Here is a 23,352-nt window from a genome sequence, read left to right as displayed (position 1 = left end):
GAGCCCGTGCATGAATGCCCCCGCCAGGACTGATGGCCCCTCGCATCCCAACGCCCATGCGCGCGAGCCGCTCGACGGCATCGCACAGACCCTCGACCGTTCCGCCTCGGCCGCGATCGCGCAAGTTACGAGCGGGCTTTCGCCCGCCACCATGATGCTCGCCGCCGCCGACTGGGCCTTGCACCTCGCTTCGGCGCCCGGCAAGCAAATGCAACTGGGCGCCAAGGCGCTGGGCAAGTCGCTGCGCCTGATGGGCTATGCCGCCCGCGCCGCGAAGGATCCCGATACCGACAAGGTTGTCGAACCGCTCCCGCAGGACCGGCGCTTCGATGCTCCCGAATGGCAGGAAGCACCTTACAACGTCCTCAGTCAGGCGTTCCTGCTCAACCAGCAATGGTGGGAAGCGGCGACGACCGGGATCGGCGGCGTCTCGAAGCACCACGAGGACATGGTGTCCTTCGCCGCGCGGCAGGTCCTCGACGTCTTCGCCCCCACCAACTTCATCGCCACCAACCCGCTCCTCCAGAAGCGCATCGCCGAGACCAGAGGCAAGTGCCTTGCCGACGGACTTGGCTACTTTCTCGAGGATCTGCGCCGCGAACTCAGTGGCAGCGCGGCGGCAGGCACCGATTCCTTCGCCGTTGGCAAGGACGTTGCCGCGACCGAGGGCAAGGTCGTCTACCGCAACCGCCTGATCGAGCTGATCCAGTACGCCCCGACGACCGAGACGGTGCGCCCCGAGCCCGTTCTCATCGTTCCTGCCTGGATCATGAAGTACTACATCCTCGACTTGTCCGCGCACAATTCGCTCGTCCGCTGGCTGACCGCGCAGGGCTACACGGTTTTCATGATCTCCTGGCACAATCCAGGAAGCGCCGACCGCGACCTCGACCTCGACGCCTACCGCCGGCTGGGCCCCCTCGCCGCGCTCGACGCCATCGGCGCGATCACCGGCAGCGCCAGGATCCACGCCGCCGGCTATTGTCTCGGCGGGACACTGCTCTCGATCACGGCCGCGGCGATGGAACGCGAGGGCGACGAGCGGCTCGCCAGCGTGACGCTGCTCGCCGCACAGACCGAATTCAGCGAACCGGGCGAACTCGGACTCTTCATCGACGAGAGCCAACTTCACGTTCTCGAGAACATGATGTGGAGCCGGGGGTACCTGGAAAGCACGCAGATGGGCGGCGCGTTCCAGATCCTGCGCTCGAACGACCTCATCTGGTCGCATGTCCTCCAGACCTACCTCATGGGCGAGCGTGCACCGGTCAACGATCTCATGGCCTGGAACGCAGACGGCACCCGCATGCCCTTCGCCATGCACAGCGAATACTTGCGCAAGCTCTTCCTCCACGACGACCTGGCCGAAGGCCGCTTCCGCGTCGATGGCCACGTCGTCTCGCTCGAGGCGCTGCGCGGGCCCCTCTTCGTGGTCGGCACCGAACGCGACCACGTCGCCCCCTGGCGCTCGGTCCACAAGATCCACCTTCTGACCAACGCCTCGGTGACCTTCGTGCTGACGAGCGGCGGGCACAACGCCGGGATCGTCTCCGAGCCCGGCCATCCCCACCGCCATTACCGCATCGCGACGCGCGACAACGGCAGCACGCTCAGCGACCCCGACGAATGGCTCGAGCGCGCCGCACTCAAGGAGGGTTCGTGGTGGAGCGAATGGGGCGCCTGGCTCGACGCGCAGTCGGGCGAACCGGGCCCTCCCCCGCCGCTCGGCAACCCCGACAAGGGCTATCCCGCCTTGTGCGACGCGCCCGGCCGCTACGTGCTCGAAAAGTAGAAAGGACGCGCCATGAACGAGCCGACCCTGATCGAGAACCGCACGTTCGACGAGATCGCCCTGGGCGACAGCGCCAGCGTGACCCGCACGCTCACCCAGCGCGACATCCACCTTTTCGCGCTCGTCTCGGGTGACGTGAACCCGGCGCATGTCGATGTCGACTACGCGCAGGGGGACATGTTCCACAAGGTCATCGCGCATGGCATGTGGGGCGCGGGACTTATCTCGGCGGTGCTGGGGACCGAGCTTCCCGGCCCTGGCACGATCTATCTCGACCAGTCGCTGCGTTTCACCCGGCCGGTCGGCCTCGGCGACACGATCACCGCCACCGTCACCGTCACCGAGCGCGAGCCGGAGACGCGGCGTTTGCGGCTCGCCTGCACCTGCATCAACCAGGATGGCGCCACTGTCATCACCGGCGAAGCCCGCGTGATCGCTCCTGCCGAGCGGGTCTGCCGCCCACGCGTCGCGCTGCCCGACATTCGCCTCTCCGACCACAGCCAGTACCAGCGCCTGATGGAAGCGGCCAAGGGCGGGCGCAACGTGCCGACCGCGATCGTCCACCCCTGTTCGGCCAGCGCCATCGCGGCGGCCTGCGAGGGCGCCGAAGCCGGGTTCATCGAGCCGATCCTCGTCGGCCCGATCGAACGTATCCACGCCGCCGCGCAGAAGGCGGGCAAAGACATTTCCGCCTTCCGGGTGGTCGACAGTGACCACAGCCATCATTCGGCGCAGCTTGCGGTTGAGATGGTGCGCTCGGGCGAGGCGCTGCTGCTGATGAAGGGCTCGCTCCACACCGATGAACTGATGGGCGCCGTGGTCAAGCGCGACACCGGCCTGCGCACCGAGCGGCGCATTAGTCATGCCTACGTCATGGACGTGCCCGGCCGCGCCGAACCGCTCGTCATCACCGATGCGGCGATCAACATCGCGCCCGATCTCGCCTGCAAGGCCGACATCATCCGCAACGCGATCGACCTTGCCCACGTGATCGGCAAGAGCGAGCCCAAGGTCGCGATCCTCGCCGCGGTGGAGACGATCAACCCGGCCATGCCCGCCACGCTCGACGCCGCCGCCTTGTGCAAGATGGCCGAGCGCGGCCAGATCACAGGTGGCGTGCTCGATGGGCCGCTCGCCTTCGACAACGCGATCAGCGAAAGCGCCGCGCGCGAAAAGGGCATCGTCTCTCCCGTCGCGGGCAAGGCCGACATACTCGTCGTGCCCGACCTCGAAGCGGGCAACATGCTGGCCAAGCAACTCACGTTCCTGGGCGATGCAGATGCAGCCGGCATCGTGCTGGGCGCGCGCGTGCCGATGATCCTGACGAGCCGGGCCGACAGCTTGCGCACGCGTCTCGCTTCCTGCGCGGTCGCGGTGCTCATGGCGCGCGCGCAGACCAAGGCCGCGCCCGGCCTGGCCGAGTGAGCGCACCGGCATGAAGGCCATCGTCGCGCTCAATTCGGGCTCTTCCAGCATCAAGTTCGGCGTCTACCGCCTCGACCAGGACCACCTCCCGGTACATTCGGCGGGCGGCAAGATCGAGAAGATCGGCATTGCCCCCGCCATGCGCATCGCCACCGATGACGGCGAAGTGCTCCTCGAGCGCGCGTGGCCGGACGGTGCGGCGATGACGCATTCGGACCTGCTCGACATTCTTTTCGACTGGGCGCGCGACCATGTCGAGGACCATGCGATCGTTGCCATCGGTCACCGCGTCGTCCACGGCGGCACGCGGCTGGTCGCGCCCGAACGGGTCACGCCCGCACTGCTCGACGAACTCGAAGCATTGTCGCCGCTCGCGCCGCTTCACCAGCCCCACAACCTCGTCGCCATCCGCAGCCTTGCCAGGCTCGCGCCCGACTTGCCGCAAGTCGCCTGCTTCGACACCGCCTTCCACCACGACAAGCCCGCCCTCGCATCGCGCATGGCGATCCCGCGCGCGCTGCACGAAAGCGGCATCCGCCGTTACGGCTTCCACGGGCTGTCCTACGAATATGTCGCAAGCCAGCTCAGGCAGATCGATCCCGAGATGGCCCAGGGCCGCCTGATCGCGGCGCACCTGGGCAACGGGGCCAGTCTGTGCGCGATGAAGGACGGGCGCTCGATCGATACCACCATGGGCTTCACCGCGCTCGACGGCCTCATGATGGGCACGCGTTGCGGGCGGCTCGATCCGGGTGCGGTGCTCCATCTCCAGACCCAGTTACGCTATAGCGCGCAGCAGGTCGAGACGATGCTCTACACCCAGTCCGGCCTGCTGGGCGTCTCGGGGATTTCCAGCGACATGCGCGAACTGGAGAGCAGCCCCGAGCCCGCCGCGCGCGAGGCGATCGATCTGTTCGTACGCAGCGCCGCCCGGGAAGCGGGAGCCCTGTGCGTTGCGCTCGAAGGTCTCGACGCCCTCGTCTTCACCGCCGGGATCGGGGAAAACGCGCCCGCCGTACGCGCCGCCATATGCGCGCGTCTCGCCTGGCTCGGCATCGATATCGACGCCGCGTCCAACGCCGCCGGCGCCCCTGTCATCAGCACCGCGCAGAGCCGGGTGAAAGTCCGCGTCCTGCCCACCGACGAGGAACGCATGATCGCGCTCCACACCGTCCGCCTTCTTTATGGAGACCCGTCATGAAACCCGTCGTCGATCTTTCCGGAAAACGCGGGCTCGTGGTGGGCATTGCCAACGAACATTCGATCGCCGCGGGTTGCGCTCGCGCCTTCGCCCAGGCCGGCGCGCGGCTTGCCGCGACCTACCTCGACGAAAAGGCACGCAACTGGGTCGATCCCGTTACCGATGCGTTGGGGTGCGAATGGACCGCGCCGCTCGACGTGCGCGTGCCGGGCCAGCTCGAAGCGCTCTTCGAGGAGGTTCGGGCGCGCTGGGGCGGGCTCGACTTCCTGCTCCATTCGATCGCCTTCGCCCCGCGCGAGGATCTCCACGGACGCGTCGTCGATAGCTCAGCGGAAGGCTTCGCTCTCGCAATGGACGTCTCGTGCCATTCCTTCGTGCGGATGGCGAGGCTAGCCGAGCCGCTCATGGCCCAAGGTGGCTGCCTGATGTGCGTGACCTTCTATGGCTCGGAACGCGTGGTCGAGCATTACAACCTGATGGGACCGGTCAAGGCCGCGCTGGAGAGCACGAGCCGCTACATGGCCGCCGAACTGGGCGCCAAGGGCATCCGCGTCCACGCCATTTCGCCCGGCCCGATCGCGACGCGCGCGGCGAGCGGCATCGACCGCTTCGACGAACTGCTCGACCGCACGTCGGCTTCGGTTCCGGTGCACGAGCGCGTCGACATCGACGACGTCGGCGCGCTCGCGGCTTTTCTCGCCAGTCCGGCGGCGCGGCGGATCACCGGCACCGTCATCCCGGTCGATGGCGGCGCGCATATTCTCGGCTAGCTGTTCTCAAAGCCCCCGGACGTAGGCGGCCACGGCATCCGCCCATTCCTCGGGCATCTGGTCGACCACGTCGACCCCGCCCCCCTCGAGCGCGGCGAAGCCCAGGTCCGGGCGCATCCCATGCGCGAGCACCGCGTGGTCGTAGATCACGTCACCGGTGTTCGTCAGGATCAGGGCCGGACGATCGAGACGCAGGATCGTCTCTTCCTGCCGGTACTGAAACGCGGCGTGGTGGCCATGCCAATAATCGCCCTGCCCCTGGAACGCCTGGACTACGTATTCGCAGATGCGCGAGGCCGGGACCGTTCCCTTTGCAAGCCCGGTGCGCGCCGCGTGCGCCATATTGAACTGCGTGCCGTCATCGAGCGCTGTCATTTCGCGCTCCTTGAGGTACATTCCGCCCATGAAGTCCTCGCGCTCGGCGTCGGTCAAAGGCATCGGGCCGTTGATGATGACCGCGCGCGTACGCTCGGGAAACTGGATGCCGACTTCGGTCGCCACCATGCCACCGGTATGGTGGCCGAGAACGACCGCTTGCGCATAACCCAGCGCGTCGAGGACGGCTGGAACGATCGCCGCCCAATCCTCGACCCGGGGAACGCCCGGAACCGGATCGGACATACCGAAGCCGGGCATGTCGATGGCGATTGCGTGAAAACCACGGGCGGCAAGCGGCCCCAGAACCCAGTCGAACTGGGCCGACGTCATGGGTGCCTGGTGCAAGAGGACCAGGGCACCGAGCGACCCATCGCCTCCGCCCTCATGCCGAAAATGGATCTGTCCATAGGGCCCCTCGGCATATCCTCGTTGTGACCAGCGCTTCACGTCATCACCTCATTCGCTTATTCTTGGCCCATCCGCGCACTGTCAGACAGCAAGCAGATCACCTCAAATCCAATCTGAACACCTGCACGTGCCGGCGCACACACCAAACATCGAAAATCCGACAAGCGGAATCCGGCACGACATTTCAATCTCGATTGTAGGCACGCGAGCAATCGAGAGCACCCGTGAATGGTATCGGTTACATCATGCCGCATCGCAGCAACGGCCGGCACTCAACACCGGCAATTCCGATGAATTGCGCACTTGGTTTGACCATGCGGCTGCGAAATCACCCGATCGTCAGGAGATCATGAAGCCCCCAACGATCTGAAGGCACCTCCCAACCAATCCCGAAGGCACACCGCTCCGCTTGCACCCCCGGCACCGAAGTCGATATTTAAAATACATAAATTCAATTATTTATATCAATAGCTCTGACGTCACACGCCATGCCCCCTTGCATAAAATTTCGAATCACGCATTCTCATGAAAACGAACATCATCCGGCGCAGGAAGATCCGCAAGGATCGGAAAGCGCCATCACGAGAAGCGAACCGAACCAAGGCTGGCTGGCAGCGCCCAGATGGGCGCTCGTGCTTTCCGCCACTGGCACGCGGCGAGTGTGGAATTGTCCCTTTCCGCGCTCGCCCCGTCACCCTGATCGGTTTCACTTCACGTGATAGAGGCGATGCAGCGAGCGAACCTCCTCCCGACCGCTGCATCGCCTCTTTCCCGTTCCGGCGACCGACGTGTCGCCCCCAATCGCACGCGCCTTGGCGCAATGGAGACCGTCCGATGGCTGACCGCCGCCCGCTCCCCGAGGAACTGTGCGATCTTGCAGAGGCTATCGCTTCGGGATCGATCCGCAGCGAAGATGCGGTGCGCGCCGCCATTGCCCGCGCCCAGGCCAATGCGGATCTCAACGCCGTCGTCGCCATAGAGGCCGAACGGGCCCTTGAGGTCGCCCGCGCCTGCGACCGCGAACGCGCCGCAGGCAACTTGCGCGGGCCGCTCCATGGCGTTCCCCTCGCCCACAAGGACATGTTCTACCGCGCCGGGGAGCTGACCGAGGCCGGCTCGCGCATATGGCAAGGCTTGCGTCCCGACGAGACCTCCCCACTCATCGCGCGGCTCGAAGCGGCCGGCGCCATCACCATCGGCCGCCTGCACATGGCCGAATTCGCGCTCGGCCCCACCGGGCACAACGCCCATCTCGGGCGCTGTCGCAACCCTTGGAATGAAGAAGCGATCTCGGGCGGCTCGTCCTCCGGCTCGGGAGCAGCCGTCGCTGCCCGCATCGTGCCCGCAGCGCTTGGCTCGGATACCGGAGGTTCGGTCCGCCTGCCCGCCGCGTTCTGTGGCGTCGCCGGGCTCAAGCCGACGAACGGACTGCTGCCCGACTACGCCATGATGCCGCTCTCGCACACCTGCGATACCGCCGGGCCGCTGGCCACCTCAAGCCGGGCGCTGGCACTGCTGATGAACGCGCTGACGCTCAACGGGCGCGATTATGGCGCGCAGATCGGCAGGGGCCTCGAGGGTCTTCGTATCGGGCTGCCCACCCGCTTCTTCAACGAAGACCTGCACCCCGAAGTCGCCGAGGCCTACGCCGCTGCATCGAGCCTCTTCGCCGAGCTCGGCGCTCAAGTTGTTGACGTCGCGATCCCGGACCATGCCCCCTACACCCGCCTCGCCGGCACGATCGCACTTTGCGAAGGCGCACGTTACCACGCCCGCCACCTTGCAGAGCAGCCGCAGGATCTAGGCGAGCAAGTACGCAATCGCCTCCTCGACGGCGCAGCGACCACCCCCGCAGCCTACAGCGCCGCGCTTGACCAGCGCGAAGCCGCACGCGAAGCGATGCTTGCTGGCCCCTTCGTGCACGTCGACCTGCTGCTGACTCCGGCGACGCGCATGCGCGTCCCCCTTGCCAGCGAAGTCGAAGTGACCGCCGGTGCGGCAATGCAGGCGATGATCGGTGATCTCTCCGCCCTCACCCGCGTCGTCTCGGTGCTTGGCTTCCCGGCGCTCGTCACCCCGATGGGATTCGACAGCCGCGGCCTTCCGCTCGGCCTGCAGCTCATCGGCGCGCCGCACAGCGAAGCGCGGCTGATCCAGGCCGGGAACGCCTACGAAGCCGCGACCGGCTGGCTCACCCGCACACCGGGGCTCACCGTCACGGCCTGACCTTCTCTCCCACACCTATCCGGAGTTTCACCTAGATGGACATTGGTCTCTTCATCCCGATCGGCAACAACGGCTGGCTGATCTCGAAGAACGCGCCCCAGTACAAGCCCAGCTTCGCGATGAACAAGAAGCTGGTGCAGACCGCCGAGGGCTACGGCTTCGATTTCGCGCTCTCGATGATCAAGCTGCGCGGCTTCGGCGGCGAGACCGAATTCTGGGACTACAACCTGGAAAGCTTTACGCTGATGAGCGCGCTCGCGGCGGTAACCGACAAGATCAAGCTCTTCGCCTCAACCGCGATCCTCACCCTGCCCCCGGCCATGGTCGCGCGCATGGCGATCACCGCGGATTCGGTCGCCCCGGGCCGCTTCGGCGTCAACATCGTGACCGGCTGGGCTCCGGGCGAATACACCCAGATGGGCGTCTGGCCGGGCAATGCCTACTTCGGCTACCGATACGACTATGCCACCGAATACGTCCAGGTCATGAAAGACCTGTGGGAGAAGGGCAGCTCGGACTTCAAGGGCGAGCACTTCCAGATGGACGATTGCAAGCTGCTGCCCAAGCCATCCTCGTCGATCAAGATCGTCGGTGCCGGACAGTCGGACCGCGGCATGGAATTCGTCGCCAACTATGGCGACTACAACTTCGTTACCGCAGGTGGGATCAACCAGCCCACCCAGCACCGCGGGCAGGTCGAGCGCCTCGTCGCCGCGGGCGAGAAGAGCGGCCGTGACGTCGGCGCCTATATCCTGTGCATGGTGATCGCCGACGAGACCGACGAGGCCGCCATGGCCAAGTGGGAAAGCTATCAAGAAGGTGCTGACATGGGCGCTCTTGCCTGGATGCTCGACCAGGGCAACGCCGACACAACCGCCGGCGCCGACAGTACCGCACGCCACATCAACCTTCCCGAAGGGGCGATCAACTTCAACATCGGCACGTTCATCGGGTCTTACGAAACCGTCGCCAAGCTCCTCGACGAAGCCGCCTCGATCCCCGGAACGGCCGGCATCATGCTGACGTTCGACGATTTTGAGAAGGGCCTGGTCGACTTCGGCGAAAAGGTGCAGCCGCTCATGGCGTGCCGCGCGGATCGTCTCGCCACGGCTTGATCAAGTTCGAAGGCGCCTAGCCCTCCCGCAGGACCGCCTGCGGGAAGGCTAGGCGCGAAACGGCATCTCACACCCTCGCTTTCCGTGGCGCCTCGAACGGCATGGAAGTCGAACTGCAACGGCGGTCGTCCTAGCGCGGCCGCCGTACTTTTGTGTCTGGAGTGGAGGCAGGCAAGCGCGCCTTGATCGCGCCTTGCGCCGTTCCGGCCAGTCCCTGCCTCAGGTCCGGCTCTCGTACCGGGCGCCGTGACGTACCGTCAGGGCCGCCATCACCGCACCAAGGATGGCGACGAGCGAAAGGCCGGCAAAGGTCACGCCGTAATCGCCGGTAAACGTATAGAGAGCCGCCATGACCGAAGGCCCCAGGATAACGCCGAGGAAGGTGTAGACCAGCGACCCGCCGATGACGCGCCCCGCGTCCTCAGGCGCGCAATAGTGCGTGGATTCCGCCATGAGCACGCCATTCCAGCCACTCATCGTGAAGCCGAAGAGGCAGAGGATGCCGACCTGCACCGCGCCGGGCAGGACGTCGAGACGTCCCAGCGCCAGCATGCAGCCAAAGGCAACGAAGCCGATCAGCGCCAACACGCGGAAACCGCCGAACCGGTCGCCCACGCCGCCCCAGCAGATGCGCCCGACGGCCCCGCAGGCCTGCATCGCCCCCGCCACGCCGCCCGCCTGGAGCAACGTCCAGCCATGATCGACGAGCATCGAGACCGCAAAAGCGGACAGCGAAAGCTGCAACGAAGAGTAGAGCATGCCCAGCATGGCGAGAACGCGCAGGCGACGATCACCCCAGACCAAACGCTGCTCGGCGAGAAAATTGGCTTTAAGCCCCGGCGCGAGTACCGCTCTGCGCCCACCGGGTCGCGGGCCGGCATGACGCCCCAGAAGCACCAGCAGCGCGAGGCACGGTACGGCCGTGATCGCGAGCGCGACGCGCCATCCGATGAGCGGCGCCAGCACCGGATAAAGCAGGCTTGCAAGGACGCCGCCCAGCGGAACCCCCGCCTGCTTGATCGAGAAGATCAGCGAGCGGCGATGCGGCGGCGTCACCGCGCCGAGGATTTGCGCCGAAGCCGGATTTTGAACCCCGTAGCCGACGCCGATGATCAGCGATCCAGCGAGGGCAAGCCAGGTGTTCGCGCACGTGAGCAGCCCCAGAGCCAGCGCATAGCAGGCCAGCGCCAATTGCTCGATACGCACCGGGCCGAAGCGCCCGATCAAAGTTCCCGCACAGGCCGACGCCAGCATTCCCGAACTGTAGATCACGCTGATCTGGTAACCGACCCAGTGCGCCGACAAACCGAAATCGCCGGCCACGAGCGGAGCGATGCCCGTCAGAACGAGCGCCGTCGCCGTCGACAGTGTCTGGACAGCCGTAGTCGTGACCAAAGCGGGCAGGATGGCTGGCGGTCGCTCCGTATGTGCGGGCGAAGTGGCGGCAGACAAGCGGAAATGGGCCATGCCCAGGGTATAGTGTAAAGGGTTACATCGCGCAATCCGAGCGACTGAAATCGTTGATAGCGCCAATCTCACCGGATTTACCGAAATACGCCATTTTTCGAAACGCCCACATCGCCCGAAATCGAGAGATGTAATCCATACCTTCGGCTTAGCGAGACGACCCCACCATTCGCCGCGCTGCAATGGATTTTACCCGAGGCGAATCACCTGCCAGATCCGTCGGCTGCCCCCTATGCGAATATGGATGGACGTTGGAGCCAACGCGAGCCGATACCACTCTATAGTCTTTCATTTTATATATATAATTCAATTAGATAAATCTGATTTTTAGCCTGAAGGTTAGGTCGGGAATTTCGTCAAAGGATAGTCAAATGGCCTATTCCCAAGCCCCCCGGATTGCGATACACCTTTGAATGTAATCGTTCTCGCACGCCTGCTGCTGGCTCCGATCAGGCGCCCGAGGAGGCGAGAGACACAAGTACGAACGATACGGGATTGGTCATAACGCGCGACGACGCGAAGGGGAAAACAATGCAGATGAGGGTAACCATGCTTCCGACACGGACTTCGACGTTCGCGCTGGCTATGGCCATCGCTTCGGCAACGAGCGCCACCGCCGCAATGGCCCAGGAGGCCGAGAGCAAGGGCGGCCAGATCAGTGAGATCGTCGTTACCGCCGAAAAGCGCGAAAGCACGGCACAGAAGACCCCGATCGCGATGACGGTCGCCACCGGTGACGAACTGGTCAAGAACGGCGTCAGCGACGTCAACGGACTTACCGCGATCGCGCCCACCCTCGGCATTGCGCAGAACAATCAGAACACGATCATCACCATCCGCGGCGTTTCGAGCCGCGACTACACCGAAACCGGCAACCCGGCGGTGGCGGTGAGCATCGACAACTTCTACCTGCAGAACGGCACCGCGCTCAACGTCGGCTTCTTCGACCTCGAACGCATCGAAGTCCTGCGCGGCCCCCAGGGCACGCTTTATGGCCGCAACTCGACGGCGGGCGCGATCAACATCTCGACCGCCAAGCCGAGCGACAAGCTCGAGGGCTCGATGGCGCTCGAGTACGGCTACAAGAACCTGATGATCGCCGAAGGCATGCTCAACGTACCGCTGGGCAACGGCTTTGCCGCACGCGGCGCCTTTTCGGTCCACCAGCGCGATGCCTACCGCGACAACGGTAGCCTGGCATCGACCGGCGGTGCGGTCACCAAGGGCGGGAACGACGACGTCAGCCAGGCTGCGCGCCTGCACCTCTCGTACGACGATGGCGGCGCCTTCACCGGCCTCATCACCGGCGAATACACGCATGTCGGCGGCGTCGGCGCCGTCATCAAGGGCATTTCCTATGACGATGTGAAGGCTGACGGCACGCTCAAGCTGGGTAGCGACACGAAGTGGGCGCTCGACAACCAGGGCTTCATCGACCTCGACATCAAGAACGTCCGCGCCAACCTGAATTACGACTTCGGCCCGATCACGGTGTCGTACTACGGCGGCTACCGCACCCAGCACCTGCGCCGCGACAACGACCAGGACGGTGGCACCGACTACCAGTACGGATTCCCGACCGACGGCACCACCGACACCCAGAACCACGAACTGCGCTTCAGCACGAATGGCACCGGCCCCTTCGGCATGCAGGCGGGACTCTACTACTTCTGGGACAAGAGTGACGCTCTCACCTACTTCCAGGTCCACGGCCTGGGCGGCACCACGCCCTACAATTTCTACACCTTCGACTATGATACAACGGCCAAGTCCTATGCCGCCTTCGCGCAGGCCTATTACGAGATCACGCCTGACATCAAGGTCGAGGCCGGTGCGCGCTACACCGAGGAAAAGAAGCACCAGGTCGGCTACAGCCTCATCGCCGGCACTTACAGCGACGTCGATGCGCGCTACAGCGGCGGCAAGGACACCTACCACCTGGGCGTCAACTGGCAGGCAACGCCGGACAATCTCGTCTACGCCAAGTTCGACACCGGCTTCAAGGCGGGCGGTTTCCAGAATGGATACACCTATGGTCCGGAAAGCATCAAGGCTTACGAAGCGGGCCTGAAGAACCGCTTCCTGGGCAACACGCTGCAGGTCAACCTGTCCGGCTTCCTCTACGACTACACCGACCTGCAAGTGCAGCAGAACGATCCCGAAACGGCGATCTCGCGCATCTTCAACGCCGGCACCGCGCGCATCTATGGCGGCGAACTGGAAACCAACTGGCTCCCGACGCTCGCCGACAAGGTCGACTTCACCGTCGCCTACCTCCATGCGCGCTACACCGACTTCGAGAACAGTGGCACGCAGTATGCTGGCAACACCCTGCCACAGGCCCCCACCTGGGCTCTTTCGGGAGGTTACAGCCATGACTTCATGATCGGCGATGGCAAGCTTACCGCCCGCGTGCAAAGCCGTTACCAGTCAAAGTCTTTCTTCACCTTCCGCAATTCGGACGCGGAAATGCAGAAGGCCTACACCAAGACCGACCTCATGTTGACCTACGTACCCAGCGAGACCTCGGGCTTCGAAATCTCGGCCTACGTGCGCAATCTCGAGGATTCGGTGATCCTGACGAGCTCGGAAGAAGCCTCCTACGCTGGCGGTTACCTGGTGCAGTTCGCCGATCCGCGCACCTGGGGCGCCCGCGTCACCTACCGCTTCTGATCACCAGCCCGGAACGGGGGGCTCTCTCCTCCTCATCCCCCGTTACCTAGGGCCGCGAGAGAGGCCCCGGACTTGCCAGTCCGGGGCCTTTTTCGCCATCATCGCGAACGCGCGGCAAACGGTGCCGACCCAAGCGAACGGATCGAAAGGACCCCGACACCATGCCCCGCCTCCCAAAGATCGGACGAACCGCCTTTGCGCTGGCGATTTGCGCCACCCTCGCATGTCCGGGTGGCCCGCTTGCCGCGCGGGAGCACCCCGGGCCGGGCGAAATCCGCACGAGCCAGGACAACACCCACCAACGCCTCTTCGTCCTCAGCGACATCGGCAATGAGCCCGACGACCAGATGTCGCTGGTACGCCTGCTCCTCTATTCGAACGAGATCGACATCGAGGGGCTGGTTGCCACGACGTCGACCTTCCAACGCAGCGTGACCCACCCCGAGACCATGCACGCGATCGTCAAGGACTTCGGGGTCGTCCGACCGATGCTCCTTCAAAACGCCCCCGGCTGGCCAAGCGCCGCGCAGCTCGACGGGGTGATCGCGAGTGGCCCGGCCGGATACGGGCTCGACGCGATCGATGCCGAACATCCCAGCAAGGGCGCACTGCAGCTCATCGCGGCGGCCGATCGCAAGGACCCGCGACCGCTCTGGGTCAACTTGTGGGGCGGCGCCAATACGCTGGCCGAAGCGCTCGCCCACGTGCGCGCCACGCGCAGCAGCGAAGCGCTCGCCGCATTCGTGCAGAGCCTTCGCGTTTACGCGATCTCCGACCAGGACGATGCGGGACCATGGATTCGCCGCGAATTCCCCGAGCTGTTCTGGATCGGCACCCCTTCGACACCCGACAGCGGCGCGTTCGCGCAGGCGACCTGGACCGGGATCAGCGGAGATCAATACTATCGCAATGGCGAGGGTGCCGACTTCACCCCGGTCAGCAACGAGTGGCTCGACAGCCACATCCGCAAGGGACCCCTGGGCGCTCACTATCCACACTACTGGTTCATCATGGAGGGGGACACGCCCGCCTTCCTCGGGCTCATCCACAATGGCCTCGCGTCATGGACTTCGCCCGACTGGGGCGGCTGGGGCGGTCGCTACATTGAACGCCAGCCATATGGCGAAACGCACCCGATCTGGACCCAGGGCGGCGACCTGTTCTACCGCGTCGCCTCGCAAGACACTGTCACGAGCTCCGATGGCCGCCCCCACACTTCCGACCAGGCCACGATCTGGCGCTGGCGCGAGGCCTTCCAGAACGATTTCGCCGCCCGCATGGACTGGACAATCAAGCCCTTCGCCCAGAGCAACCACGCGCCCGAACCCGTCATCGACGGATCGGGCGGACAGGACGTGCTCACGCGGACGTTGCGCGAAGGCCAGTCGCTCACGCTCGACGCGTCGGCCAGCCACGATCCCGACGGCGACGCGCTTCACTACGCCTGGTTCGTCTACGGCGAAGCCGGAGTCGCCAGCGGAACCCGCCCGGCCCTCGTCGAACTGGCCGATGCCGATACGGCCAAGGTCACGATAGACGCGAAGGCGAGCTGCACGCCAGGATGGCTCGCCAAGCTGGCGCCGCCCTGCCCGGCCAGCGGCACGACCCACGTGATCCTCGCCGTGACCGACAATGGCACCCCGGCACTCACTCGTTATCGGCGCATCCTAGTGACCGTGGAATCAACGCCCAAATAATTGCGCCGTGTTGCACAGTGCACACTTGTAAACCTTTACATACGCAGCACATAAGGGCAATTTGGTGCCTGGTCCCTCCGGAGTTTCCAGCATGCACGCCAAAACCGGCTCCCCATCGACGAGCGTTGCCAGCGTGAAGAGCACGATCGAGGGACAGGTCCGCGCAGCATTATCGCGCATAGCCGAGCGCGATACCACCGTGCGGGCCTGGACCCATGTCGATGCAGCGACAGCCCTTGCCCGAGCCCGCGCGCTCGACGCTCTGCCCATCACGGCCTGTGGCCCGCTCCATGGCATCAAGGTCGGCGTCAAGGACGTGATCGCGGTGGCGAACATGCCGCTCACGCACAACTCGCCGCTGTTCACCGGTCAGGTCGCTTCGCACGACGCGCCCTGCGTCGAGACGCTGCGCGCAGCGGGCGCAGTGATCCTGGGCAAGACCGACACCACCGAATTCGCCGCCGCCGGACGCAACGCCGTCACGGCCAATCCACACAATCCCGAGCGGACGCCGGGAGGCTCTTCCGCCGGCTCTGCCGCCGCGGTCGCCGACCGCCACGTCGACCTCGCCCTCGCAACGCAAACCGGCGGCTCGACGATACGGCCGGCCAGCTTCTGCGGTGTGCACGGGTTCAAGCCAAGCTGGGGCCTCGTCAGTCGCGAGGACGTGAAGTTTTACGCCAACAGTTTCGACACGGTCGGCTGGCACACGCGCAGCCTCGCGCTGATCGACCGCGTCTGTTCGGTCTACGGTTTCGCCCAGGCGGGCCCCGTACCCGACACCGGGGACTTGCGCCTCGGCTGGTTTCGCACGCCCTGGTGGGACACGATGAGCGCCGATGGCCAGGCCGCGCTCGAAGGTATCCTTGCCAAGCTGGGCGAAGCCGGAATCGCGATCGAGGTCATCGACCGCCTGCCCGACTTCGAACACCTCAACGATGACCATCGCGCGATCCTGTTCCGCGAAGGCGCCGCCGCCTTCCGCAACCTGGCGCAAGCCCGGGGCGAGCTCCTGCATCCTGACTTCCATCTGCGGGCCGGGTCGCTCGACCAGTTCGACGATGCCCGTCTTCGCCAGGCACGCGACCGCGCCGCACTGGCGATGCTGGCCTACGAAAAGGCGATTGCAGGGCTCGACGGTGTGCTGGCACCCAGCGCTCCGGGCGTTGCCCCGATTGGTCGTAGTCCCGGCGATCCGCTGTTCAACCAGCCCTGGACACTGCTCCAGGCCCCCGTCCTGAACCTTCCGCTCGCGCGGGGGGAAGGTGGCATGCCAATTGGCATCTCGTTGACGGGCCCCCGCTATGCCGACCGCCGCCTCGTCGCCGTTGCCCAGCGCCTGGAAGACAGTCTTGCCTCGCGGGGGATCTTCCCGACCGACGCCTGAGTGGGCCGCGTCAGCCCTTGCGGCGACGCTTGCCCGGCGCCCCCGTCGACTGACGGACGATCAGGCGGTGCGGCAGGATTACCTCGCGCGCAGGTGGTTGCTGGTCGGCCGGAAGCAACGCATCTAGCATGAGCCGCATCGCCGCCTCGCCGATCTCGACGGTCGGGCTGTGCACGGTGGTCAGCGGCGGGGAAGAAAAGGCCCCGAAGCGCAAGTCGTCGAAGCCGGCGACCGAAACCTCGTCGGGGACCGAGATGCCACGGTGCTGCAGGGCGCTGAGCGCGCCGAGCGCCATCTCGTCGTTGGCGCAAGCAACGGCCGTGAATTCGGCACCGCCATCGAGCAGGCGCACCATGGCGTCATAACCCGATTGCAGCGAAAAGTCCCCCGGCGCCACCAGTGTCTCGTTGAATTCAAGTCGCGCGCGCGCGAGCCCGAGCTTGTAACCCGAGAGACGGTCCTGCGACATGTATTGACCGATCGGACCGGTAATCGTCGCGATCGCGGTGTGGCCGAGTTCGGCAAGGTGGCCGACGACGAGCGCACAGGCTTCCAGGTTGTCGATCCTGACGCGCGGGAGGCGTAATTCGGGCGGGTATTCGCACGCCGCCACGATCGGCGGCACCTTGCCTTGCGCGGGCGGGTTGTTGACGATGTCGGGCAGGTTCGTTTCGAGCAGGATCATGCCATCGGCCTGCTTGCCCGCGATCATCGAAGCATACTTGTTGAGCGCCTCGAGATCGCCCTCGGTGATACCGAGCAAGACACGCATGCGGTTGGCACGCGCAACATTCTCGATCCCCTCGACGAAGGCCGAGGTGAACGGGTTGTGGATGCTGGGCACGGCAACGATAACGTTATCGCTGCGCTGGCGACGCAGACCGGCGGCAAGGTGGTTCGGCTCATAGTTGAGATCGGCAATCGCCGCCTCGATCCGCTCGATCGTCTTGGGACGCACGAGCGAGGGCGTGCTAAGGGCGCGCGAGACGGTTGCCACCGAAACCCCCGCGACGCGAGCAATGTCTTTTATGTTTGCCATTGCCCATATCGGTACAATTGCGAGCAAGGCAGCACAAGTGCCGCCACTGCCCCCAACGCTGCAAAAACGCCGCCCACACAGTTCATGCACGCCGCCATCCGATCAGCTGCGCGCGATGACCCCTGCCGCCAGCCAGGCGAAGGCCATTGCCGGCCCATTCGTGTTGCCCGAGATCGGGGTCGGCATTGCCGAACAGTCCGCAACATAGAGCCCATCCACGCCGTGCACCTTGAGCTGCGGATCCACGACCGCGCCCGGACCGGAATCCTGCGAAGGCCCCATGCGGCAGGTGCCCGTGCCGTGAAGGCCGGTCGAGATCATCCAGTCGGCAGCGGCAAGGATCTGGTCGTCGCTCTGGACTTCGGGTCCAGGCACGGTTTCCTCTCCGAGGTAGGGGGCCAAGGCAGGCGCGTGCATGATCGCGCGCACCCGGCGCATCGCAGCCAGGATCGTGGTGCGGTCGGCTGGGTCCGAGAACCAGCACGGCGCCAGGCGCGGCGGCGCAGCGGGGTCCTTCGAGGCCATCTCGACGAAACCATGGCTTCCGGGGCGCAGGCAGAACGCGGTCGCGGTGATGCCGGGAACCGCCTCGGTCTGGCCACGACCGGCCTCGGGCTTGTCTTCCGCCGACGAGGCCATCGAATAAGGCGAAATGCCGATCTGCAGATCGGGCCAGTCGCTGCCCGCCTCGAGCGAGGCCATGATCGAGACTTCGGGAAGCAGCGAGGCCATCAACCCCTTGCCGGTCAGGATGTACTTGATCCCGTGCCAGTAGGGACGCCAACCCCGGAATTCGTGGTTGAGCCCCTTGGCGTTCTTCAGGCGCCAAGAGATCGCGAACATCATGTGTTCATTCATATTGCGGCCAACCGCCGCGTTCTCGTGCACGAGGTCCACGCCATGCTTCGCGAGCACGTCAGCCGGACCGATCCCCGAGAGCTGAAGCAGCTTGGGGCTTTGCAGGACACCGGCAGCCAGGACCACCCGCTTGCCAGCGATGATGCGCGTGCGGCCACCTTGCGTCACCTCGACACCGGTCGCGACCTTGTCCGCGAAGGTCACGCGGTGGACGAGCGCCTCGGTCAGGACCGTCAGGTTGGATCGCCGCCCCGCGTCGCGCAGGAACGCGGTCCAGGCGGTGACCCGCTTGCCCCTGTCGTCGACGGTCTGCTGCGTGGGCCCGGCAACTTGCGTGCCGGGCGTGTTGACGTCTTCGTGGAAGGGAATTTGGTTCTGGCGTGCAGCCTCGAAAATCGCCTCGGTCAGTTCACCGTCACCGCGTACCTGGGTGACCTGCATCGGCCCGCCCTGCCCGCGCGCGCCATAGTTGCCGCGCCCGCGATAGTCTTCAAGTTCGCCATAGGCCTCCTCGATCGCGGCCCAGTTCCAGCCCCGGTTGCCCTGCTCTTCCCAGGCGTCGTAATCGCGCGGTTGGCCGCGGAAATACCAGGTGCCGTTGACCGCGCTCGAACCGCCCAGTCCTTTGCCATAGTACCAGGTTTCGCCCGCCGGGCGCCCTTCCTGCGCATCGGCGGGAAAGGGCCAGTACCACTTCGGCTTGGTCCAGATCTTGACCATGCCGCGCGGCATGCGAACCATCAGTTCCTCGTTGCGCCCCCCGGCCTCGAGCAGGAGGACGCGCTTGGTCGGGTCACGGCTCAGCCGATCGGCGAGAACGCAGCCGGCCGAACCGGCACCCACGATGATGTAGTCATAGCTCGAAGCGACTTGGGCATCGGACATCGTTCAGGAAACTCCGATCAGGATGCAGCAGCGCCGGGGCGATATGCGGGCGCGAAACGGAAAAGGAGGAGGCTGAGACCCATGGCGACATAGCTGGCCGCCGGAAGCCAGGCGTGCCCAGCCTTGACCGCCGTGACGACGGCGGGCGTCGCCGGCATGCCTGCCGCATAGCCCGCCATGCCAAGAAACCAGGCGCCGGCCGCGCCGCCCACGCTCATGCCCAACTTCACGCCAAAGCTCGATGCGGCAAAGAGGAACCCTTGCGCGCGGTATCCCGAGCGCCAGGCGCCGTAATCGACCGCGTCGGCCATCAGCGAAAACAGCAGCCCCCCGATCAGGCCCTGCCCAAAATAGGCGAGGATGTTGGTAGCAAGCAGCCACTGGAGGCTGTCGCCCATCGGGATGAGCGCGGTGAACAGTGCGGCCAGGGCCGCGCCGATCCCGCCGGTCAGCCGTTTGCCGATGGCATTGGCGCAAATACCGGCCAGGCCGGTGCCGACGAGCACGGCCAGCATCGTCAGCGTGAGCGTCGAAGTCAGATCGCCATCGCCCATCACTTCGCTCGCGTAGAACACGAAGGACTGGAGGTGCCCGGTGAAGCCGACCCAGAAGAAGAAGTTCACCAGCATCGTTGCGATCCACGGCCAATTGCCACGCGTGGCGCTGAGCGACTGGCGCGTGGTGAGCTGCTCGACCTCGTCCGCCGTAAGCGCCACCCGCTCGCGCGTGTTGGCAAAGGCATTGAGCATCGCGACCACGGTGACCAGCGCCAGACCGATGGCCAGGACAAGGAAGCCCTTGGCCTCGTCGCCCTTCGCGAAATGGCGCACAAGCGGCAGCGCGGCGTAGCTGATACCCACGGTCGCCGAGGAACCCAGCAGTTCGCGCAAGGCATTGACGGTGTTGCGCTGGCGCGGATCGCGCGTGAGTGTAGGCAGCATCGAATTGAGCGGCAGGCTCACCGCCGAATAGAGCACGCCGAGCAAGGTGTAGCTCGCGAAGATGAAGGCAATCTTGGCCATTCCGGCAAGCGGTGGCGTCCAGAACACCAGCACGCCGGTAAGCGCGAAGGGGATGGCAAGCCACAAGAGCCAGGGACGATGCTTGCCCCAACGCGTGCGCGTGCGGTCGATGGCAAGCCCCATGAGCGGGTCGAACGCGGCATCGAGGAAGCGCGCGAAGAGGAACAGGCTTGCCACCGTTCCCGCGCTGACGCCGTAGACGTCGGTGTAGAAATAAAGGAGGTAGGCGCTCGTCATGCCGAACGACAGGTTCACGCCGAAATTGCCGAAGCCGTAGCTCAGCTTCTCCCGCCAGCTGAGAGCGTCCGGCGCGCGCATCAGCAGGCGGCCTTGACCGCGCACAGACCTGGAACGGTGCGTGCGAACGACAGCGAAGCGCGGATTTCCTTCAACGGATCGGGCACGGCATCGATCTCCAGAATGGCCCATTCAAGATCGGGACGGGCGAGCATGACCTGCGCCCAGCCTCCGAAGTCGACGGATCCCGCGCCCAGCGCGCAGAAATAGGGACGGTGCGCGTGGTGGACACCCTTGTCGATCGGAATGCGGACCGGCATCGGGCCGGTCGCATCCTTCCAGTGCGCGGTAACGATGCGCTCGGCGTGGCGGCGCGCCACTTCGACCGGATCTCCGCCCGAAAGCAGGATATGCGCACTGTCGGGGCAAAAACCCACATAAACCGGATCGGTCAGGAGCATGAGCAGGTCGACGTCGCGCGGCTGGCAGAACATCGAATGCGCCTCGGTGTGCAGCGCCAGCTTGACGCCGTGGCGCAGCGTGACCGCCCCGAGACGATTGGCGAGACTGGCAGCAAGACGGGCCGCGTCGAGATCGTTGAAGATCGGCGGTTCGGCGTCCCAGCTCGCGCGCATCGGCAGGCCGATCACCATCGAAGTACCGCCCCACTGCGCAATGCGCTTCGCCAAGGTCTCGCCATCGGCTAGCCACTTCGCCTCGCGTTCGGGATCGCCAAGGCCGCCTTCGATCGCGATGTCCGCGAAAAAGCCGCCCGCGATCACCAGTCCGCGCCGCTCCAGCTCTTCGCCGGCCGCCTCGCTCGACCCGTAGGCGGCGATGAGATCGGCTGCGCTGAACGGCGAAAACGTCAGCTCGATCCCGCGCATGCCGCTCTGCTGAAGCGTGTCGAGCATCCGGGTCCAGAAGGACAGGGGCTCCCCCTTACCCAGGGCGATCACCTGCTCCTCGTTCTCGACACCCCAGAAGCCGGGATCGAAGAACGTAATGAGATCGACGCCAAAAGAGAGCATGGAAACGGTACCTTGGGGAAAAGAGCCAGGACCCGGCGCCGCGGCACCGGAAAATGTAATGGTTTACGTTCCACCAAAAACCGCACTCGCGCGCTCTTGTCAAGCTTCCTGCCAGTGCACTTGCGCATTTGGCGGTATTTCGGCAAAGTTGAATGGTATCGTTTTCACAAAGGCTCGCGTTGCCGTCCGACAAGCCGAACGCGCGCACCACCTGTTTGACGCAAAAGGAGCGAGGCGTGCCAGGCACGACCTCAAGGAGAGACCCCAAGATGTCTGCAATTTCCGATACCCTCGGTGGCTGCGCGAGCAAGGCGCGTTCCGGCCCGGTCCGCATGGGACTGGTGGGAGGCGGAGCCGGCTCGTTCATCGGGCCGGTCCATGCCCTCGCGGCCCGCCTTGACGGGGACATTCGCATCGTTGCCGGGGCCTTCAGCCGCGACGCGGTCCGTTCGCGCGAGGCCGCTGCGACCTACGGTGTCGATCCCGAGCGCGGCTACGCCTCTCTCGAGGACATGCTGAGCGCCGAGGCCGAACGCGAAGATGGGATCGAGTTCATCACCATCGCCACACCCAACGCCCACCATGCCATCGCCGCGCGCGCCGCGATCGAAGCGGGCATCGCAGTGATGAGCGACAAGCCGATGACGGCCACGCTGGAGGAAGCCCGCGCGATCGTGGCGCTGCTCGATGAAATGCCCGTACCCTTCGGCCTCACCTATACGTATTCCGGCTATCCGCTTGTGCGCGAAATGCGCGAGAGAATCGCGGCCGGTGCAATCGGCACCCTGCGCAAGGTCGTGGTCGAGTACAACCAGGGCTGGCTCGCCGGAGAAGCCTCGGGCAAGCAGGCCGAATGGCGCGTCGATCCAGCGAGCGCCGGGCTTGGTGGCTGTATCGCCGACATCGGCGTCCACGCTTTCCATCTCGCCGAATTCGTGACCGGCGCGCGCGTCGCGCAGATCAACGCCGATCTTGGAACCGTCGTCCCCGGACGCGTACTCGACGACGATTGCCAGATGTTCCTGCGCTTCGAAGGCGGCGCGCGCGGCGTTCTGATGGCCTCGCAAATCATGACCGGCGAAGGCAACGACCTGGCCATCCGCATCTACGGCGACAAGGGCGCTTTTCGCTGGAGCCAGGAAAGCCCGAACCACCTGACCTGGCTCAAGGCCGAAGGCGGCCTGGAGATCGTGCGCGCGGGCGATGCCTCGCTCGGCGTCTCGGCGCTGGCCGGCACGCGCCTGCCCGGCGGGCACCCCGAAGGGCTCATCGAATCGCTCGCCAACCTCTATCGTGATTTTGCGGGCACCTTGCGCGGCAAGGACGGCTCGCTCGTCCCGGGGGCCTACGAAGGCCTGCGGGGTATGGCTCTCATCACCATCGCCGTGAACGCGAGCCGGAACGGCTTGGGCTGGGTCAACCTCACCGTCTGACCTTACCCTCGAACAATCAAGGACCAGCACCATGAAGACCATCAAGGGACCGGCGATCTTCCTCGCCCAGTTCGCCGGGCCGCAAGCCCCTTTCAACAGCCTCGAGAGCATCGCCGACTGGGCCGCCGCGCTCGGCTACGAGGGGATTCAGCTGCCCAGCAACGACGCGCGCCTGTTCGACCTTGAGAAGGCGGCCGAAAGCCAGACTTATTGCGACGAGATCACCGGCATGCTCGCCGACAAGGGGATCGCGATCACCGAGCTCTCGACCCACCTCCAGGGCCAGCTCGTCGCGGTCCACCCGGCCT

The 23,352-nt window shown here is 65.4% G+C and carries 16 protein-coding genes and 1 pseudogene; 11 read left to right on the top strand and 6 right to left on the bottom strand.

Features of this window, described 5'->3' with window-relative positions:
* Positions 1-10: 10 nt before the first annotated feature.
* From HT136_RS24400 to fabI, 4 genes are read left to right on the top strand one after another with little or no spacing between them, the layout of a single operon-like run.
* Complete coding sequence (locus HT136_RS24400) at positions 11-1,792, top strand: PHA/PHB synthase family protein (protein ID WP_214202452.1); 1,782 nt, start codon at positions 11-13, stop codon at positions 1,790-1,792.
* Between the two features lie 12 nt (positions 1,793-1,804).
* Positions 1,805-3,217, top strand: a complete 1,413-nt coding sequence (locus HT136_RS24395) for a bifunctional enoyl-CoA hydratase/phosphate acetyltransferase (RefSeq protein WP_214202451.1) — start codon at positions 1,805-1,807, stop codon at positions 3,215-3,217.
* Positions 3,218-3,227: 10 nt separating this feature from the next.
* Positions 3,228-4,418, top strand: a complete 1,191-nt coding sequence (locus tag HT136_RS24390) for an acetate/propionate family kinase (RefSeq protein WP_214202450.1) — start codon at positions 3,228-3,230, stop codon at positions 4,416-4,418.
* Positions 4,415-5,188 carry an enoyl-ACP reductase FabI gene (fabI, locus tag HT136_RS24385; protein WP_214202449.1) on the top strand — a complete coding sequence of 258 codons (774 nt, stop codon included), beginning with the start codon at positions 4,415-4,417 and terminating at the stop codon, positions 5,186-5,188. The genes HT136_RS24390 and fabI overlap by 4 nt, the downstream gene beginning before the upstream one ends.
* Before the next feature lie 6 nt (positions 5,189-5,194).
* Here the strand turns inward: fabI and HT136_RS24380 are convergent, their stop codons facing one another.
* Positions 5,195-6,013 carry an alpha/beta fold hydrolase gene (locus HT136_RS24380; RefSeq protein WP_214202448.1) on the bottom strand — a complete coding sequence of 273 codons (819 nt, stop codon included), beginning with the start codon at positions 6,011-6,013 and terminating at the stop codon, positions 5,195-5,197.
* 795 nt (positions 6,014-6,808) lie between these two features.
* On the opposite strand from HT136_RS24380, the gene HT136_RS24375 reads away from it, so the two are divergent.
* Both HT136_RS24375 and rutA read left to right on the top strand, forming a co-directional pair.
* A complete protein-coding gene (locus HT136_RS24375) occupies positions 6,809-8,200 on the top strand; it encodes an amidase (RefSeq protein WP_214202447.1) in 1,392 nt (463 codons plus the stop codon).
* A 35-nt stretch (positions 8,201-8,235) separates the two neighbouring features.
* Complete coding sequence (gene rutA / locus HT136_RS24370) at positions 8,236-9,315, top strand: pyrimidine utilization protein A (protein WP_214202446.1); 1,080 nt, start codon at positions 8,236-8,238, stop codon at positions 9,313-9,315.
* A gap of 219 nt (positions 9,316-9,534) precedes the next feature.
* Here rutA and HT136_RS24365 read toward each other — a convergent pair whose 3' ends face one another.
* Positions 9,535-10,767, bottom strand: coding sequence for an MFS transporter (locus HT136_RS24365; protein WP_246544368.1), 1,233 nt, complete (start codon positions 10,765-10,767; stop codon positions 9,535-9,537).
* A gap of 564 nt (positions 10,768-11,331) precedes the next feature.
* Between HT136_RS24365 and HT136_RS24360 the strand changes: the two genes are divergently transcribed.
* The 3 genes from HT136_RS24360 (at position 11,332) to HT136_RS24350 (ending at position 16,539) form a co-directional block, all read left to right on the top strand.
* Positions 11,332-13,455 carry a TonB-dependent receptor gene (locus HT136_RS24360; RefSeq protein ID WP_214202444.1) on the top strand — a complete coding sequence of 708 codons (2,124 nt, stop codon included), beginning with the start codon at positions 11,332-11,334 and terminating at the stop codon, positions 13,453-13,455.
* Positions 13,456-13,616: 161 nt separating this feature from the next.
* Complete coding sequence (locus tag HT136_RS24355; RefSeq protein WP_214202443.1) at positions 13,617-15,152, top strand: nucleoside hydrolase-like domain-containing protein; 1,536 nt, start codon at positions 13,617-13,619, stop codon at positions 15,150-15,152.
* A gap of 91 nt (positions 15,153-15,243) precedes the next feature.
* Positions 15,244-16,539, top strand: coding sequence for an amidase (locus HT136_RS24350; protein WP_214202442.1), 1,296 nt, complete (start codon positions 15,244-15,246; stop codon positions 16,537-16,539).
* A gap of 10 nt (positions 16,540-16,549) precedes the next feature.
* Here the strand turns inward: HT136_RS24350 and HT136_RS24345 are convergent, their stop codons facing one another.
* The 4 genes from HT136_RS24345 to HT136_RS24330 all read right to left on the bottom strand — a co-directional run bounded on the left by HT136_RS24345 (position 16,550) and on the right by HT136_RS24330 (position 21,611).
* Positions 16,550-17,578, bottom strand: coding sequence for a LacI family DNA-binding transcriptional regulator (locus tag HT136_RS24345; protein WP_214202441.1), 1,029 nt, complete (start codon positions 17,576-17,578; stop codon positions 16,550-16,552).
* A gap of 102 nt (positions 17,579-17,680) precedes the next feature.
* A complete protein-coding gene (locus tag HT136_RS24340) occupies positions 17,681-19,321 on the bottom strand; it encodes a GMC family oxidoreductase (RefSeq protein ID WP_214202440.1) in 1,641 nt (546 codons plus the stop codon).
* A gap of 17 nt (positions 19,322-19,338) precedes the next feature.
* Positions 19,339-20,661 (bottom strand): glycoside-pentoside-hexuronide (GPH):cation symporter, encoded by a 1,323-nt coding sequence (locus HT136_RS24335; RefSeq protein ID WP_214202439.1) that lies wholly within the window; start codon positions 20,659-20,661, stop codon positions 19,339-19,341.
* Complete coding sequence (locus tag HT136_RS24330) at positions 20,661-21,611, bottom strand: sugar phosphate isomerase/epimerase family protein (protein ID WP_214202438.1); 951 nt, start codon at positions 21,609-21,611, stop codon at positions 20,661-20,663. The genes HT136_RS24335 and HT136_RS24330 overlap by 1 nt, the downstream gene beginning before the upstream one ends.
* Positions 21,612-21,880: 269 nt before the next feature.
* Between HT136_RS24330 and HT136_RS24325 the strand changes: the two genes are divergently transcribed.
* Together HT136_RS24325 and HT136_RS24320 are read left to right on the top strand one after the other, a co-directional pair.
* The gene (locus tag HT136_RS24325; protein ID WP_246544366.1) at positions 21,881-23,044 is read left to right on the top strand and encodes a Gfo/Idh/MocA family protein; all 1,164 of its coding nucleotides are present in this window, start codon (positions 21,881-21,883) and stop codon (positions 23,042-23,044) included.
* A 31-nt stretch (positions 23,045-23,075) separates the two neighbouring features.
* Positions 23,076-23,352, top strand: a pseudogene (locus HT136_RS24320) (sugar phosphate isomerase/epimerase); the annotation flags it as partial.

Origin of the sequence: Novosphingobium profundi, assembly GCF_018491765.1 — a bacterium.
Lineage (GTDB): Bacteria > Pseudomonadota > Alphaproteobacteria > Sphingomonadales > Sphingomonadaceae > Novosphingobium > Novosphingobium profundi.
Note: the sequence above shows the minus strand (reverse complement) of the source record. Positions and strands in the feature narration are given on the sequence as shown.

Coding starts and splice junctions, on each gene's coding strand:
- HT136_RS24350 (WP_214202442.1), top strand. CDS start 15,244: ATGCACGCCAAAACCGGCTCCCCATCGACGAGCGTTGCCAGCGTGAAG.
- HT136_RS24400 (WP_214202452.1), top strand. CDS start 11: ATGAATGCCCCCGCCAGGACTGATGGCCCCTCGCATCCCAACGCCCAT.
- HT136_RS24345 (WP_214202441.1), bottom strand. CDS start 17,578: ATGGCAAACATAAAAGACATTGCTCGCGTCGCGGGGGTTTCGGTGGCA.
- HT136_RS24375 (WP_214202447.1), top strand. CDS start 6,809: ATGGCTGACCGCCGCCCGCTCCCCGAGGAACTGTGCGATCTTGCAGAG.
- HT136_RS24395 (WP_214202451.1), top strand. CDS start 1,805: ATGAACGAGCCGACCCTGATCGAGAACCGCACGTTCGACGAGATCGCC.
- rutA (WP_214202446.1), top strand. CDS start 8,236: ATGGACATTGGTCTCTTCATCCCGATCGGCAACAACGGCTGGCTGATC.
- HT136_RS24390 (WP_214202450.1), top strand. CDS start 3,228: ATGAAGGCCATCGTCGCGCTCAATTCGGGCTCTTCCAGCATCAAGTTC.
- fabI (WP_214202449.1), top strand. CDS start 4,415: ATGAAACCCGTCGTCGATCTTTCCGGAAAACGCGGGCTCGTGGTGGGC.
- HT136_RS24335 (WP_214202439.1), bottom strand. CDS start 20,661: ATGCGCGCGCCGGACGCTCTCAGCTGGCGGGAGAAGCTGAGCTACGGC.
- HT136_RS24340 (WP_214202440.1), bottom strand. CDS start 19,321: ATGTCCGATGCCCAAGTCGCTTCGAGCTATGACTACATCATCGTGGGT.
- HT136_RS24360 (WP_214202444.1), top strand. CDS start 11,332: ATGCTTCCGACACGGACTTCGACGTTCGCGCTGGCTATGGCCATCGCT.
- HT136_RS24325 (WP_246544366.1), top strand. CDS start 21,881: ATGTCTGCAATTTCCGATACCCTCGGTGGCTGCGCGAGCAAGGCGCGT.
- HT136_RS24355 (WP_214202443.1), top strand. CDS start 13,617: ATGCCCCGCCTCCCAAAGATCGGACGAACCGCCTTTGCGCTGGCGATT.
- HT136_RS24330 (WP_214202438.1), bottom strand. CDS start 21,611: ATGCTCTCTTTTGGCGTCGATCTCATTACGTTCTTCGATCCCGGCTTC.